The 14,691-nt window shown below is 71.4% G+C and carries 16 protein-coding genes; 8 read left to right on the top strand and 8 right to left on the bottom strand.

Going from position 1 to position 14,691, the window contains the following annotated elements; genetic code table 11:
- Window positions 1-3: 3 nt before the first annotated feature.
- Window positions 4-267 carry a hypothetical protein gene (locus FDM97_RS11355; RefSeq protein ID WP_175439092.1) on the bottom strand — a complete coding sequence of 88 codons (264 nt, stop codon included), beginning with the start codon at window positions 265-267 and terminating at the stop codon, window positions 4-6.
- A 347-nt stretch (window positions 268-614) separates the two neighbouring features.
- On the opposite strand from FDM97_RS11355, the gene FDM97_RS11350 reads away from it, so the two are divergent.
- A complete protein-coding gene (locus FDM97_RS11350; RefSeq protein ID WP_254705563.1) occupies window positions 615-2,210 on the top strand; it encodes a serine/threonine-protein kinase in 1,596 nt (531 codons plus the stop codon).
- Here the strand turns inward: FDM97_RS11350 and FDM97_RS11345 are convergent.
- A complete protein-coding gene (locus tag FDM97_RS11345; RefSeq protein ID WP_137990283.1) occupies window positions 2,194-3,000 on the bottom strand; it encodes an SGNH/GDSL hydrolase family protein in 807 nt (268 codons plus the stop codon). The two genes, FDM97_RS11350 and FDM97_RS11345, sit on opposite strands and share 17 nt — an antisense overlap.
- A 664-nt stretch (window positions 3,001-3,664) precedes the next feature.
- Here FDM97_RS11345 and FDM97_RS11340 point away from each other — a divergent pair.
- The 4 genes from FDM97_RS11340 to FDM97_RS11325 all read left to right on the top strand — a co-directional run bounded on the left by FDM97_RS11340 (window position 3,665) and on the right by FDM97_RS11325 (window position 7,530).
- A complete protein-coding gene (locus FDM97_RS11340) occupies window positions 3,665-4,495 on the top strand; it encodes a glycosyltransferase family 2 protein (RefSeq protein WP_137990282.1) in 831 nt (276 codons plus the stop codon).
- Entirely contained in the window at window positions 4,492-5,529 is a 1,038-nt protein-coding gene (locus tag FDM97_RS11335; RefSeq protein ID WP_137990281.1) for a glycosyltransferase family 2 protein, read from the top strand. Before FDM97_RS11340 ends, FDM97_RS11335 begins: the two co-directional genes overlap by 4 nt.
- Before the next feature lie 20 nt (window positions 5,530-5,549).
- The gene (locus tag FDM97_RS11330; protein ID WP_175439388.1) at window positions 5,550-6,323 is read left to right on the top strand and encodes a polysaccharide deacetylase family protein; all 774 of its coding nucleotides are present in this window, start codon (window positions 5,550-5,552) and stop codon (window positions 6,321-6,323) included.
- 88 nt (window positions 6,324-6,411) lie between these two features.
- Entirely contained in the window at window positions 6,412-7,530 is a 1,119-nt protein-coding gene (locus FDM97_RS11325) for a DUF5925 domain-containing protein (protein WP_137994773.1), read from the top strand.
- Window positions 7,531-7,640: 110 nt separating this feature from the next.
- Here the strand turns inward: FDM97_RS11325 and FDM97_RS11320 are convergent, their stop codons facing one another.
- Window positions 7,641-8,015 carry a GntR family transcriptional regulator gene (locus FDM97_RS11320; protein WP_137990279.1) on the bottom strand — a complete coding sequence of 125 codons (375 nt, stop codon included), beginning with the start codon at window positions 8,013-8,015 and terminating at the stop codon, window positions 7,641-7,643.
- A gap of 74 nt (window positions 8,016-8,089) precedes the next feature.
- On the opposite strand from FDM97_RS11320, the gene FDM97_RS11315 reads away from it, so the two are divergent.
- Both FDM97_RS11315 and FDM97_RS11310 read left to right on the top strand, forming a co-directional pair.
- Window positions 8,090-9,010 (top strand): GNAT family N-acetyltransferase, encoded by a 921-nt coding sequence (locus tag FDM97_RS11315; RefSeq protein WP_137990278.1) that lies wholly within the window; start codon window positions 8,090-8,092, stop codon window positions 9,008-9,010.
- Window positions 8,991-9,470, top strand: a complete 480-nt coding sequence (locus FDM97_RS11310; protein WP_137990277.1) for a ribonuclease FAU-1 family protein — start codon at window positions 8,991-8,993, stop codon at window positions 9,468-9,470. Before FDM97_RS11315 ends, FDM97_RS11310 begins: the two co-directional genes overlap by 20 nt.
- On the opposite strand, the gene FDM97_RS35750 is transcribed toward FDM97_RS11310, so the two are convergent.
- The 4 genes from FDM97_RS35750 to FDM97_RS11290 all read right to left on the bottom strand — a co-directional run bounded on the left by FDM97_RS35750 (window position 9,467) and on the right by FDM97_RS11290 (window position 13,173).
- Window positions 9,467-9,898: a DUF6299 family protein gene (locus FDM97_RS35750; protein WP_175439090.1), complete on the bottom strand. Its 432-nt coding sequence runs from the start codon at window positions 9,896-9,898 to the stop codon at window positions 9,467-9,469. The genes FDM97_RS11310 and FDM97_RS35750 overlap by 4 nt on opposite strands.
- Window positions 9,899-10,156: 258 nt before the next feature.
- Window positions 10,157-11,653 (bottom strand): tripartite tricarboxylate transporter permease, encoded by a 1,497-nt coding sequence (locus tag FDM97_RS11300; protein WP_137990276.1) that lies wholly within the window; start codon window positions 11,651-11,653, stop codon window positions 10,157-10,159.
- 3 nt (window positions 11,654-11,656) lie between these two features.
- Window positions 11,657-12,193 carry a tripartite tricarboxylate transporter TctB family protein gene (locus FDM97_RS11295; protein ID WP_137990275.1) on the bottom strand — a complete coding sequence of 179 codons (537 nt, stop codon included), beginning with the start codon at window positions 12,191-12,193 and terminating at the stop codon, window positions 11,657-11,659.
- A complete protein-coding gene (locus tag FDM97_RS11290; RefSeq protein WP_137990274.1) occupies window positions 12,190-13,173 on the bottom strand; it encodes a Bug family tripartite tricarboxylate transporter substrate binding protein in 984 nt (327 codons plus the stop codon). Before FDM97_RS11290 ends, FDM97_RS11295 begins: the two co-directional genes overlap by 4 nt.
- Before the next feature lie 122 nt (window positions 13,174-13,295).
- On the opposite strand from FDM97_RS11290, the gene FDM97_RS11285 reads away from it, so the two are divergent.
- Window positions 13,296-13,964, top strand: coding sequence for a response regulator (locus FDM97_RS11285; RefSeq protein WP_137990273.1), 669 nt, complete (start codon window positions 13,296-13,298; stop codon window positions 13,962-13,964).
- A gap of 39 nt (window positions 13,965-14,003) precedes the next feature.
- Here FDM97_RS11285 and FDM97_RS11280 read toward each other — a convergent pair whose 3' ends face one another.
- Entirely contained in the window at window positions 14,004-14,654 is a 651-nt protein-coding gene (locus FDM97_RS11280; RefSeq protein ID WP_137990272.1) for a hypothetical protein, read from the bottom strand.
- Window positions 14,655-14,691 lie beyond the last annotated feature (37 nt).

The following is a 14,691-nucleotide window of genomic DNA, read 5'->3' as shown; positions in this document are numbered from 1 at the left end:
CGGCTAGCCGCGGCTGCCGAAGAGGGAGCGGCGCAGGCGGCGCAGGGGAGCGAAGAGCGAGACGCGCGCGCTCTTGCTGCCACGGCTGTGCGTGACGTCACGCGTCGTCAGTTCGCGCATCAGAAGCGTCGCTTCGGCCGCCTCGCGCTGGGGCACGACGGGGCCGCCGAGCACCGCGAGATGGCGGTCCAGCCGCGAACTGGTCGCACTGCTCCCGCATGTGATGGCAGGCACTCGCGGCCTGCTGCGCATTGCTATCTGTTCCATGTCACTCCCCACCCTAACGAGGGCACCCGGCCCGGGCAGGTTAACCCTATCGCCCCGCTGTGACACCCGTGTATCCCGACGGCAGGATTCACCGCACTCGTACGGGGGTTGACGACTACTGTCCGAATCCATCTGATTCCAGGGTGAGTTGGACAGGTCTCGAACACCTGCCGAACCGTCACGAACCATCCTGCACACAAGGGCGTCAGCCGCAGTCGTCTGACGGTGTGTGATCTCCACCACCAAGATCACCCGCGACGCGCGGCACGGTGTTCGAAGTGCCCGGGGTGGGGGCAGAAATGTTCCACAATGCTCCACCGGGGGCCTACGACGGACGGGGACACGCCATGACCGTGATCGCGGGGCGGTACCGACTCCTCGACGTCCTGGGCCAGGGCGGGATGGGCACCGTCTGGCGCGCCAGGGACGAGGTTCTGGGCCGCGAGGTCGCCGTCAAGGAGGTCCGCGCCCCGGCCGGGCTGGCCGCGGCCGACAGAGGCCGGCTCTACGCGCGCCTTGAGCGGGAGGCCTGGGCGGCCGCCCGGATCTCGCACCGCAACGTGGTGACGGTCTACGACGTGGCCACCGAGGACGGCCGCCCCTGGATCGTGATGGAGCTGATCCCCGGGCTGACGCTCTCCGAGGTCCTGGACGCGGAGGGCCCGATGCCCCCGAAGCGCGCCGCGCTCATCGGCGCCGAGGTCCTGGCCGCGCTGCGCGCCGCGCACGAGGCCGGTGTGCTGCACCGGGACGTGAAGCCGGGCAACGTACTGCTCGCCAACGACGGGCGCGTGGTCCTGACCGACTTCGGCATCGCGGCGGTGGAGGGGACGTCCCCTCTCACGATGACGGGCGAGCTGATCGGCTCGCCCGAATTCCTGGCGCCGGAGCGGGCGTTGGGCCGTACGCCGGGCCCGGCGTCGGACCTGTGGTCGCTCGGCGTGCTCCTCTACGCGGCGGTGGAGGGCAACTCGCCGTTCCGTCAGGACACTCCGCTGAGCACGCTGCGGGCCGTGGTGGACGAGGAGCTTCCGCCGCCCCGCAGAGCGGGTGCGCTCGCCCCTGTGATCGAGGGGCTGCTGCGCAAGGAGCCGCAGGAGCGTATGTCGGCCGCCGCGGCGGAGCGGCAGTTGAGGCTCGTGGGGGCGGGCGGGGCGCCTCGGTCGGGGCCCGTGCACGCGGAGCCGTACCGACCGGAGGGACCGAGCGCGACCGGCGGACCGACTCCGCCGATGCCCCTTCCCGGCGGCCCGCTCGGGCAGGACCGACAGGGCCCCCAGGACCGAGCGGAGCAGCCGGACCGGGAGGACCGGTCCGGGCGTGCCAGAACCGTGCTCGCCGCCGGGATCGTCCTCCTGCTGCTGGCCGTGGGCGGTCTGACGTACGCGCTGCTGCGGGACGAGAAGCCGGGCGACGGTACGGGTACGGGTGGCGAGGCCACCAGCACAGCGCCGACGACCGCGCCCCCGACGAGCGCCTCGCCGAGCAGCTCCCCCGCCACGGCCACCCCCACGAAGACTCCGACGGCCACCCGCACGACTCCCCCGGCGCCGACCGTCCTGGTGTACGTCCGGGCGGTGCGCGGGAGTTACAGCGGGGCCTGTCCGCCGCCGGAGTCCGCCGCTCCGGCCTTCGCCGCCACGCTCACCGTGGGGCGTACGCCCGCGTCGGTGGAGTACCGCTGGGTCACGGAGAGCGGCGAGACCTCGGCGCCGGACTGGCGGACGCTGGAGTTCCCGGCCGGCGGCCCGCAGGAGAAGCGGGTCGAGCACACGGAACTGGAGCACCCGGCGGACGGCACACGCCGCGACCGGATCAGGATGGAGGTGCGCGCCCCTGTCGAGGCGCGCTCGAACTGGGTCGGGTTCTCGGTGACCTGTGAGCAGGCGACCCCGACGGACGGGGTCACCTCCCCGACTGGGTCCGTTACGCCACAGCCCTGAAGCTGGGCAGATAGCCGCCGGACTGTCCGGCGGCGGTGGGGTGGTACGACTCGCCGATGTTGAGCCAGTTGACGCTGTGCAGCCAGGACGAGCCGGAGCAGATCTCGTGTCCGGTGAAGGCGGGGACGACGCTGGCGAAGGTGTAGCCGTGGTCGGCCGCGCGCTTGGCGGTGGCCGCGTTGAGGTGGTCGGCCCCGTCGTTGATGGCGCGGCGCTCGTTCTCGCTCAGTCCGGCGATGCAGCTGCCGCCGAGCTTGTAGAAGCGGGGGTAGCCGAGGACGACGACCCGGGCGTTCGGAGCCTTGGCCCTGATGGCCGAATACACCGCGTCGAGCTTGCCGGGCAGCGTGCTGTCGACGTAGGCCTTGGCCTGATTCACTCGGTTGATGCAGGTGGCTTCCGACTGAAGGACGCAGGTGGTCATGACGTCCGCGAAGCCGGCGTCATTGCCTCCGACGGTGAGGGAGACCAGGTCGGTGGCGGTGGAGAGGGGTCCGAGCTGACTGCTCGTGACATCACCCGTTCGGGCGCCCGAGCAGGCGGTGAAGGCGAACGACGAGGGTGAGTTCGCGTTCTTCCAGAGGACGGGGAAGGCCTTGGTGGAGCGCTTGCAGTCGCCGCTGGCGCTGTCGTAACTCCCGGCGCCGACGCCGGAGGAGTACGAGTCACCGAGCGCCACGTAGTCGAGCGCTGCGGTTTCGGCGGCCTGCGCGGCTCCCGCCCCGGTGAGGGCGAGGACGGCACCGAGCAGGAGTGAGGACGAGAATGCCGCGAATCGGGACAGTTTCATGGAACCTCCCTGTAGCAGGATCTCTGCGTTACTAGGTAGTAGCAGCGGACCCCGCACCCTGGAAGTGTTCATGCCAAGAAGATTTGGCGAGAACCTCTCGACACCCCGTCAAGAACCGTCGATATCCGGCCAGCTGATGGATCATGCGAGCCCCCGGATCCCCGAATTCGCCGGCGCGGCGCGGTCGAACGCGACCGCAATGTAATTCGCACGACAATGCACAGAAGTTCCATCCGACCCCAACGGCAACACCAGGCAAGCGGATTATGAAAATCCGATCGGGACGGTTCCGTATCTGACCGTCGAAGGTTCGCCAATTACCAGAAAGGGGAGCCGCCGATCCAGGACTTGCCATACAGTCGCATTCATCAATACCGTCGTACATCTCACCCGCATCGGTCCATCATGCAAAGCGGCTCAGGGGAGGGCTCTAGCGTCGCGATGGTCCCGGAGCGGGGCGCGGTAGGGGGGTGCTGTGCTCGGCGTTCGCATGCTCGCATGCGTGCCGCCGAGTCGCGTGCCGCGCGGCTTGAGATGCCAACTCACCCATGTCGTACGGAGATCACTGCCGTGCGAGCGGGGTGAGAACCCCCCTTTCGAACCGGACAGACCACCGGACAGCCCGGGGGCGGGCGGTCCACCGGACGAGAGGGAAACACCAGTCATGAGCTCATTCCTGCGCCCGGCCGTCACCGGCCCGGAAACCGCGGACCAGAATCGAATAGCAGCTCAATACAAGGCGATCACCTCCCATTTGGCGATCACGCCACCGGTGAGTGTGGTCATCCCCGCGATGAACGAGGCGGAAAATCTTCCGTACGTCTTCAAGTCGCTTCCGGACTGGATCCATGAAGTCGTTCTCGTCGACGGAAACTCCACCGACGACACCGTCCGTGTGGCCCGTGAACTCCGGCCCGACGTCAAGGTCGTCAAGCAGGTCGGCAAGGGCAAGGGCGACGCGCTCATCAGCGGATTCGCCGCCTGCACCGGCGACATCATCGTGATGGTCGACGCGGACGGCTCCGCCGACGGCCAGGAGATCGTCTCGTACGTGTCCGCGCTGGTCGGCGGCGCCGACTTCGCCAAGGGCTCCCGCTTCGCCAACGGCGGCGGCACGGACGACATGACGCCGATCCGCCGGCTCGGAAACCGGGCGCTGTGCGCCCTGGTCAACCGCAAGTTCGGCGCCCGCTACACCGACCTCTGCTACGGCTACAACGCCTTCTGGCGCCACTGCCTCGACAAGATCACCCTGGACTGCACCGGCTTCGAGATCGAGACCCTGATCAACATCCGGGTCGTCAAGGCCGGCCTGAAGGTCCAGGAGGTGCCCAGCCACGAGTACCTGCGCATCCACGGCGTCAGCAACCTCAACGCCGTGCGCGACGGCATCCGGGTGCTCAAGGTCATCCTCAAGGAGAGGGGCGTCAGACGTGCGGCGCGCCGCAGGCCGACCGCCTTCTCGGTGAACGTCCCCCGGGGAGAGGTGTCTTGAGCGACCGTCGGTTCTCCGTCGTGATCTGCGTCTACACGGAGGAGCGCTGGGAGGACATCCTCGCGGCGGTCGACTCCGTACGGGCCCAGACGCATCCGGCGCTGGAGATCCTGCTCGTGGTCGACCACAACGAGCGGCTTCTGACCCGGCTGGCCGAGGAGTTCGCGGACGACGCGGCCGTACGTGAGGAGGTGGTGCGGGTGCTCGCCAACGCGGGCCCCCGCGGCCTCTCCTCCGGCCGCAACACCGGAATCGCCGCGGCCCGCGGAGGGTTCGTCGCCTTCCTCGACGACGACGCCGTCGCCGAGCGGGACTGGCTGCGGTACCTCGCCGCGGGCTACGACGACCCGTACGTGATGGCCGTCGGCGGCCGGACCCTGCCCGCCTGGGCGTCGGGCCGGCGGCCGGACTGGTTCCCCACGGAGTTCGACTGGGTCGTCGGCTGTACGTACCGCGGCCTGCCGCCGGGGCTGGTCCGGGTACGCAACGTGCTGGGCGGCAACGCCTCCTTCCGGCGTACGGCCTTCGACGCCGCGGGCGGCTTCGCCACCGGCATCGGCCGGGACGGCGACAAACGGCCGCTCGGCTGCGAGGAGACGGAGCTGTGCATCCGCCTCTCGCAGGCCCTGCCCGAGGCGGTCCTGCTGATCGACGACCGGGCCGTCATCCACCACAAGGTCCCGGCCGCCCGCGAGCGCTTCGGCTACTTCCGCACCCGGACGTACGCCGAAGGGCTCTCCAAGGCGCTCGTCTCGAAGAGCGTCGGCGCCGGGAAGGGGCTGGAGGCCGAACGGCGGTACACCACCCGGGTGTTGCCGGCCGGAGTCGTGCGCGGGCTGCGCGACGCCGTGCTCGGACGGCCCGGCGGCGCGGGGCGGGCCGGCGCGATCGTGGCGGGCGTGGCGATGGCCGCCGGCGGGTACGTCCGCGGGGCGCTGCGGGCCAGGGGCGGCGGGGCGACGTTCTCTTCGGGCCCGATCCCGTCGTGGTCGGACTCCGCGACGAAACCCGGCGTTCCGGAGGTGGCCGCGTGAACGATCCCGTACCGATCCTGATGTACCACGCGGTGGATCACGAGCCCGCTCCGGCCACGCGCCGGCTGTCCGTCTCGCCCGAGGCGTTCGCCGAGCAGATGGCGGTGGTGGCCGACCGCGGCCTCACCCCGCTCACCACGGCCGAACTGGCCGGGGCCTGGCGCACGGGCCGGCCCCTGCCGCCGCACCCTGTCCTGATCACCTTCGACGACGGCTACGAGGGGGTGCACCGGCACGCGCTGCCGGTGCTCGCCAAGCACGGCTTCTCCTCGACCCTGTTCGTGTCCACCGGCTGGCTGCGGGGCACGTACGACGAGGGCGGCGCCCTGGACACCATGCTCGACTGGGACCAGGTGCGCGAACTGTCCGCCGCCGGTACCGAGATCGGCGGACACACCCACACCCATCCTCAGCTCGACCAGGTGGACGACCGGCGGCTCTGGTACGAGACCTTGCGCTGCAAGGAGATCCTCCGCGAGGAACTGGGCCGGGCGCCGGTGTCCTTCGCGTACCCGTACGGGTACTCCAGCCGGCGCGTCCGGCGGACGGTCCGGGCGGCCGGGTACGCCCAGGCGCTCGCGGTCGGCAACGCGACGGCCCGTCGCCGCCAGGGACCGTACGCCCTGGAGCGGCTGACCGTACGGCGGTCCACCGGGATCGAGGAGTTCGAACGGCTCGTCGAGGGACGGGCGATCGGGCGTACGTTCGCGTCGGACCGGGCGCTGACCAAGGGATACGCGGTGGTGCGCCGGACGCGGGCGGCCCTGCGGGCGGCCGGGCGGTACGCGTCCTGAACCGGCGGGTCGCGGCGGGCGCCACCGCCGCGACCCGTGGGATCGTCCCGTTCAAAACACTGTGCACTCAATGCCCGATTGCCGGATCATGGTCGCCATGTCAGCCACGCCATCCGAGCCATCGGAACCACAGTCGGCGCTGCCGATGCGGCTCACCGTCGACGACAGCGACTCGCCGGCCGACGTCGTCGACGCGCTGTTCCTCGGCCGCTTCGCGAACGGCGAGCAGCCGCACTCCCACAGCACGACCCTGGACCGGGTGAAGCCCGCGGCGACCCTGCTGCCCGCCGGGGCGAAGGTGCTGCGCGCGGCGAAGGACGACGACCGCAGCGCCGTACTCGCCGAGGGCGAGGGGTGGACGCTGCTCATCTCCCGCTGGAACCGGGGCGCGGACGTCACCGTCACCGCGACCGGGGCGGAGCTGGCCGAGCGGATCCTCAAGGAGGCGACGGACGGGGCGAAGGACGAGCCCGAGCCGCAGCCCGAGAACGTGACGATGGGCTTCTGGTACGTGTCGCCGCGGCGCGGGCCGCACCGGACGACCCGGCAGATCAGCGCCGGGACGTGGGAGGAGATCCGGCCCAACTACACGGCGCCGGTCGCCGAGGCGATGGACCGGCTGATGAAGGTCACCCCGGACGACATCGCGGGGCGGCTGCTGCTGCTCCACGGTCCGCCGGGGACGGGCAAGACGTCCGCGCTGCGCACGCTCGCCCGGTCGTGGCGGGACTGGTGCCAGGTGGACTGCGTCCTGGACCCAGAGCGGCTCTTCAACGACGTCGGCTATCTGATGGACATCGCGATCGGCGAGGACGAGGGCACGGCGAAGGGGCGGTGGCGGCTGCTGCTCCTGGAGGACTGCGACGAGCTGATCCGCGGCGAGGCGAAGCACACGGCGGGCCAGGCGCTGTCGCGACTCCTGAACCTGACGGACGGGCTGCTCGGCCAGGGCCGCAACGTGCTCGTCGGCGTCACGACCAACGAGGACCTGGAGCGCCTCCACCCGGCGGTGGTCCGGCCGGGCCGGTGCCTGGCCCGGATCGAGGTGGGCGGGCTGACGCGGAACGAGGCGGTGGCGTGGCTGGGCACGGAGGAGGGGGTGAGCCATGACGGCGCGACGCTGGCGGAGTTGTATGCCTTGCGCCGCGGCACGCCGTCCCCTGGGCTCCCGGAGCCCAGGACCGCGGACGCGGGGCTGTACCTGTAGGGGCGGGGGGCCCGCGGCCCCGAAGCGGGCACCGCTCGTCGTGGGTTGTGCGACAGCCCCGCGCCGCGAAGCCGGCGCACCGCCCGGGCCAGGGGTGGGGGTGGGGGAAATCAGGCCCCGTACGCCGCCCGCAGCGCGTCGTCCACCGCTGCCCGGGCCGCTTCGTGGCTGAGGCCCAGCCGTCTCGCCTCGGACGCGAACGTCGCCGCCGCCGTCGCCGCCAGGCGCGCCGCCGCGTCACCCGCCGCCGCGACGAACGTGCCGTGGCGGCCCCGCGTCTCGATCACCCCGTCCGCCTCCAGGGACTTGTACGCCTTCGCGACCGTGTTCGCCGCGAGGCCCAGCTCCTCCGCCAGGCCCCGTACCGTCGGCAGCTTGTAGCCGACGGGCAGGGCCCCGGAGCGGGCGCTCTCGGAGATCTGGGCGCGCAGTTGTTCGTACGGGGCGGTCGAGGAATCCGTGTCCACGGTGATTCGCAATGTCACGGCCCCGATTCTGCCCCCGGCGCACCGGAAAATGGGAGGCGGCCGCGCCCCACCCCCACGTAGCGTGCGGCACCATGACTGTGATCGTCCGTGATGTACGGCCGGAGGACGCCGAGGGGTTCGCCCGTGTCCGGCGCGCCGCTCTCCCGTTCATGTTGGCGAACGCCGACCAGGTGGCCTTCGACTGGGCCCATGCCCATCCCGACGCGCACGAGCGTCCCCTGGTCGCCGAGGTCGACGGGGAGATCGTCGGTACCTCCCAGCTCCGTATCGCGCACGACGCGCCCGAGCCGCACGTCGGCTCGGTCAACGTCTACGTCCACCCGGAGAAGCAGGGTCTCGGTGCCGGCACACTCCTGGTGCGGGCCTCCGAGGAACACCTGGCCGAGTCCGGTGCGACCACGCTCTACAGCTGGGTCCTCGACGAGCCGGGTTTCCGCGCCTTCGCCGAGCGGCACGGCTACGCGCCCCGCCGCTCCGCGCACTTCCTCCGCCTCGACCTCACGACCGCCGAACTGCCACCGCTCCAGGAGCCGCCGGCCGGCGTCGAGCTGCGCTCGGCCGCCGAGTTCGCGGCCGATCCGCGCCCGCTGTTCGTGCTGGACGCGCTGACGACGGCCGACGAGCCGGGTGACGTCGGCGCCGAACTGACGGACTACGAGCACTGGCTGGCGACCACCTGGAACCACCCGCTGCTCGACCGCGAGCTGACCACCGTCGCCGTGGCCGACGGCCGGCCGGTCGCCTTCACCGCCGCCCAGACCGACGGCCGGGGCCGCTACAGCTCGGGGATGACCGGCACCGATCCGGCCTTCCGGGGGCGCGGGCTGGCCAAGCTCGCCAAGAACCACTCCCTGCACCGGGCCCGCGCGGCCGGCTGCACGGAGGCGTTCACGGGGAACGACGCCGGCAACGATCCGATGCTGGCGATCAACACGTGGTTCGGTTACGAGATCTGCGCGACGGAGGTACGTCATGTCCGCACGCTCGGTTGAGGTGGTCCTGGTGAAGGCGGGCCGGACGAAGATCCGTTACCCCGCCCAGGTCGTCGCCGACGACGGCACCCGGCTGACGGTCCGCGCCCCCTGGGCCGCCGAGGGGGTGCGGGACTTCGGCTTCGTACGGTTCGAGCCGGGTGACGTGCTCGTGGAGCACTACTGGCGCGACCGCTGGTACGCGGTGAAGGAGGTCCGCTCCGACGGCGGGGCGCTCAAGGGCTGGTACTGCGACATCACCCGGCCGGCCGCGGTCCACGGCGCCGAGGTCGTGGTCGAGGACCTGGACCTGGACCTGTGGGTGTCGGCGGACGGCAGCGAGGTGCTGCGGCTCGACGAGGACGAGTTCGAGGCGAGCGGTCTGGCCGCCTCCGACCCGGAGGCGGCCGAGTGCGCCGTCGTCGCCCTCGACGAGCTCGAGTGCCTCGGCCGCGACGGCCTCGTCGCGCTGCTCGGCTAGCGCAGCGTCACGTCCGAGTCCTCGGTGGCGAGGAAGCCGGGCAGGGGCAGGCCCATCGGGCCGGTGGGGATGAGCTGCATGAGCGTGGCCTTCACCCGGGCCTCGCCCGTCCGGTAGGCGGGCTCCTTCACCACGCCCGAGTTGGTCCAGGCGTGCTCCTGGCCGTCGCAGACGGCCTTGGTGCCGCCGATCCCGGCGGAGCGGTCCTCCTGGAGGAGCGTGCTGCTCACGAAGACCGGGCCGGCGCTGTCGTCCGCGCAGCGGTACGTGCCGGAGAGGGTGACCGTGCCGTCGGCGGCGACGGTTCCGTGCCCGTCGACGGAGAGGCCGTCGCCGGGCCCGGCGTGGGAGGCGTGGGCGGCGGTCGCGGCGGTCGCGGTGGCGGCGACCAGGAGGGTGCCGGCGGCGAGGGCGAGACGGAGGCGCATCAGGGATGTCCCTTCGGGGGTGGGGGGTGGTGTCGCCCGCCAGGGATATCGGATCAAGACGCCAGGTGTCCGAAACTCACCCTATCGGGGGCGAGTTGAGGCGCCTGCGGTAATGAATACGGTCGTACGGTCCGTCCAGCCGGCGCTCGACGACCTCGTAGCCGTACCGCTTCGTACAAGGCGGAACATCGGTTCGGTGGTCGTCGCGTGGGGATCCCCCCACGCCCGCAGAGGCGTGGGGGGGGAGGATGTCCTGGGTCATGCCGACACGTGACGACGGCGGTTGATCACCTTCTTCACCAGCGGCCAGGCGAGCAGGAGCACGATCACCGCGTACACGGTCACCGAGAAGGGCGTGTTGACCAGGCCCGTCAGCGAGCCGTCGCTGATCTGCAGGGCGCGGCGCAGCTGCTGCTCGGCGGCCGGGCCGAGGATGACGCCGATGACGGCGGGCAGGACGGGAAGTCCGTAGCGTCGCATGCCGAAGCCGATCAGACCGATGAGCAGCAGGATGACCAGGTCGAGCGCCTCGCCGCCCACCGCGTACGCGCCGACGGCGGCGAAGAAGAGGATGCCGGCGTAGAGGTACGGGCGCGGGATGCGCAGCAGCTTGGCCCAGACGGGCGCGAGCGGCAGGTTGAGCGCGAGCAGCAGGACCATGCCGACGAAGAGCGAGGCGATCAGGCCCCAGACCAGGTCGGGTTCGCGCTCGAAGAGCAGCGGTCCGGGCTGGATGCCGTACTGCTGGAAGGCGGCGAGCATGACGGCGGCGACGGCCGTCGTCGGCAGGCCGAGGGTCAGCATGGAGACGAGCGTGCCGGCCGCGGAGGCGGAGGCGGCGGACTCGGGTCCCGCGACGCCCTCGATGGCGCCCTTGCCGAACTGGTCCTTGTGCTTGGAGAGCCGCTTCTCGGTGACATACGACAGGAAGGTCGGGATCTCGGCGCCGCCGGCCGGTATCGCGCCGAACGGGAAGCCGATGACGGGGCCGCGCAGCCAGGACTTCCAGGTGCGCTTGACGTCGTCCTTGCCGAGCCACGGGCGGCCGACCGGGATGGCCTCCCCCGCCGTGCGGCGCAGATGGGCGGCGACCCAGAGGGCCTCGCCGATGGCGAAGAGGCCGACCGCGACGATGACGACGTCGATGCCGTCGGCGAGCTGGAGCGAGCCGAAGGTGAGGCGCTGCTGGCCGGTCATCTGGTCGAGGCCGACGAGGCCGAGGGTGAGGCCGATGAGGAGCGAGGCGAGGCCCCGGATGCGGGAGGAGCCGAGGACGGAGGTGACCGCGATGAAGGCGAGGACCATGATCGCGAAGTAGTCGGGGGCGCCGATGTCGACGGCGAGCGCGGCGACGGTCGGGGCGAGGGCGACGAGCAGGAGCGTGCCGACCATGCCGCCGGTGAAGTGGCCGATGGCGGCGGCCGCGAGCGCCTGTGCGCCGCGGCCGGCCTTGGCCATGGGGTTGCCCTCCATGGCGGCGACGACGGCCGCGCTCTCGCCGGGGGTGTTGAGCAGGATCGAGGTCGTGGAGCCGCCGAACATGGCTCCGTAGTAGATGCCGGCGAACATGATGAAGGCGCCGGTCGGTTCGAGTCCGTACGTCACGGGGAGCAGCAGGGCGACCGCCATGGCGGGGCCGATGCCGGGCAGGACGCCGATGGCGGTGCCGAGGAGCACGCCGATGGCGGCCCAGAGCAGGTTCATCGGGGTGAGGGCCGTACCGAATCCGTCGATCAGGGAGTTCAGTGAGTCCATGGGTCAGAGCACTCCCATCAGCGGGCCGCCGGGCAGCGGAACTCCGAGCAGGTTGTTGAAGACGACATAGGTGAAGAGGGAGAGTCCGGCGGCGATCAGCGGATCACGGTGGAGGTGGCGGCTGCCGAGGGCGTAGGCGGCGCCCCAGAAGAGCAGGGCTCCGGCGACGGGGAAGCCGACCGGTCCGATGACGACGGCGAAGGCGAGGAAGACTCCGGCCAGGAGCAGGACCGTGCGCCAGTCGCTGGGCTCGGAGAGGTCGATGTCCTCGCCGCCCTCGGCCTCGCCGCGGCCGCCGCGGAGCACGTCGACCGCGAGGAGGACGGCGATGACGAGCAGGCCGCTGCCGACGACGACCGGGACGGTCCGGGGGCCGATCGGGCCGCGCTGCGCGATGTCGACGGTCATGGTGAGGGCGTCGGTGAGGACGAGGACGCCGATGGCGAAGAGGAGGAGGCTGACGCCGAGCTCGGAGTGCTCGCGCAGCCAGGACTTCTTCGCCTGCGCCGTGGGGGTCGTGGGGGTCGTCGTGGTAGTCACAGCCCCAGCTCCTTCAGCACCGCGCCGACCCGCTTGTCCTGTTCGGTGAGGAAGTCGCCGAACATTTCGCCGGGCAGGAAGGCGTCGTTCCAGCCGTTCTTCTCGAGGGACTCGCGCCACTGCGGGGAGTCGTGCAGCTTCGTGGCCAGGCCGACGAGCTTGTCGCGCTCGGCGTCGCTGAGGCCGGGCGGGGCGACGAGCCCGCGCCAGTTGATGAACTCGGTGTCGAGTCCGGCCTCGCGCAGGGTGGGGGCGTCCAGGCCCGGGACCCGCTCGGCGCCGGTGACGGCGAGGAGCCGCAGCTCGCCGGAGTTGATCTGGTCGAGGTACTCGCTGACGCCCGAGACGCCGAAGGCGACCTTGTTGCCGAGGATGGAGGCGAGGAGCTCGCCGCCACCGTCGAAGGGGATGTAGTTGACGCTCTTCGGCGCGATGCCGGCGGCCTGGGCCATCAGCATCGGGGCGAGGTGGTCGGGTCCGCCGGGCGAGGAGCCACCGCCGACGGGCAGCTTGCCAGGGGCCTTCTTCCAGGCCGCGAGGAGGTCCTGGATGGTCTTGTACGGGGAGTTCTTGCCGACCACGACGATGTCCTGCTCCATGGTGAGCCGGGCGATCGGGGTGGTGTCGGCGAGGGTCCTGGGGGTCTTGTTGGTGTGGACGGCTCCGACGACGCCTAGGCCCATCGACATGGCGATCCGGCCGTTGCCGTGCTCACCGACGAGCCGGGTGAGGCCGACGGTGCCGCCGGCGCCGGGCAGGTTGAAGACCTCGATGTCGGTGGTGAGACCGGCGTCCTCGGCGTTCTTCGCGGCCGTGCGGGCGGTGATGTCGTATCCGCCGCCGGGCGTGTTGGGGACCATGAAACGCAGTCCGGGGATCTGGGTGCCGGTGTCGGAGCCGCTGCCGGTGGCGAGCAGGGGCGGCCCCACCAACACCAGCAGCGCGGCCCCGAACAGGGCGAGGGGGGTGCGCAGACGCACGTGTGCCGCCTCTCGATAGGGGATGTGAAGTGGCCCACATGTTGCCCGCGCGTTAAGAAGCTGTCTCTCTTCCGCAATCAACGGACGTTGTGGTCCTTCTGGTCGCGACCTAGCGTGGCGGCGTGACAAAGGTGCTGGTGGTGGACGACGACTTCATGGTCGCGAAGCTGCACAGCCGTTTTGTGTCGGCTGTGGAGGGTTTCTCCGTGGTCGGGGTGGCGCACAGCGGCGGCGAGGCCCTGAGCCTGGCCGAGCGGCTGCGCCCCGATCTGGTCCTGCTCGACATCTACCTGCCGGACATGGACGGGATCAGCGTGCTGCGCGAGCTGCGCGGGGCCGGTCTGGCCGTCGACGCCCTGTTCATCACGGCGGCGCGGGACGCGGGCATGATCCGCTCGGCGCTGCGCGCGGGGGCGCTGCACTATCTGATCAAGCCCTTCAACCAGGCCGCCCTGCAGGAGCAGCTGCGGCACGTGGCCTCGCTGCGCACCCGCCTGGACGAGCTGGACGAGGCGCGCCAGGAGGACGTGGACCAGATCTTCGGCGCCCGCCCCCGTGGCTCGCGCGAGCTTCCGAAGGGCCTGGCCGCGCACACGGCGGAGCTGGTGGACGGCATCCTGCGGGCGCACCCGGAGGGCCTGTCGGCGACGGAGTGCGCGGAGGCGGGGTCCTTGTCCCGGGTCAGCGCGCGGCGCTATCTGGAGTATTTCGCGGAGACGGGCCGCGCGGAGATCACGCTGCGGTACGGGGGCACGGGCCGCCCGGAGCGGCGCTACCGGCGGCTGGGGTGACGGCCGGGCCACCGGCCGGGCCGGGCCCCGTCCCGCCCGTCACTGTTCGGGGGCCAGGCCGAACCGGAGGTTCCGGGGCCGGGTCTCGTCCTCCCGGAGATCACCCGAGATCCGCTCCCGGGTCTCCTCGTCCACGTCCGGATCCACGGCGAGGGCGTTCAGGGCCGTACGGGCCGAGGACAGCGTGCGGACGTTGAGCAGGGCCAAGGTCGCCGGCTCCACGGCCATCCGCCGCCGGATGTAGAGCGCGGCCAGCTCCGGGAACCAGGGGTCGAGGGCGTCGATGTCGTCGGCGATGCCGCACCAGTACAGGGCAGGTTCGACGATGAATCCGGCGATCCGCCATGTCCAGCGGCTCTGCCGGAAGTCGGTGGTGTCCAGGCCGTCGGCGGCACAGGCGGCCTCGGCCTCGGCCAGCTGTCCGACGGTGAGGCGGGGCAGGTCCTTCACCTTCTCGCGCAGGATCTCGTGGCAGAACCAGTCGTCCGGCGGCTCTTCGTCGTCGGCGAAGAACTTGTACTTCTGGTAGTGGCGCGGCTCCGGTTCGTCCAGCCGGGCGGGCGGAAGCCCGGCCTCCAGGACGCCGCGCACCAGGGCCCACCGCTCCTCGGTCTCCTCGTCGGGCCAGTGGCCCCAACTGCTCGGGAGGGCGCGCAGGCCCTCCGGGAAGATCGGGGTGTCGTCGGTCATCCGGCCTCCTCGCCGGCGGCTCCGGAGCCCGTTCCTC

Source organism: Streptomyces vilmorinianum, assembly GCF_005517195.1.
GTDB lineage: Bacteria > Actinomycetota > Actinomycetes > Streptomycetales > Streptomycetaceae > Streptomyces > Streptomyces vilmorinianum.
This window is presented reverse-complemented; position numbering and strand designations above follow the sequence as displayed.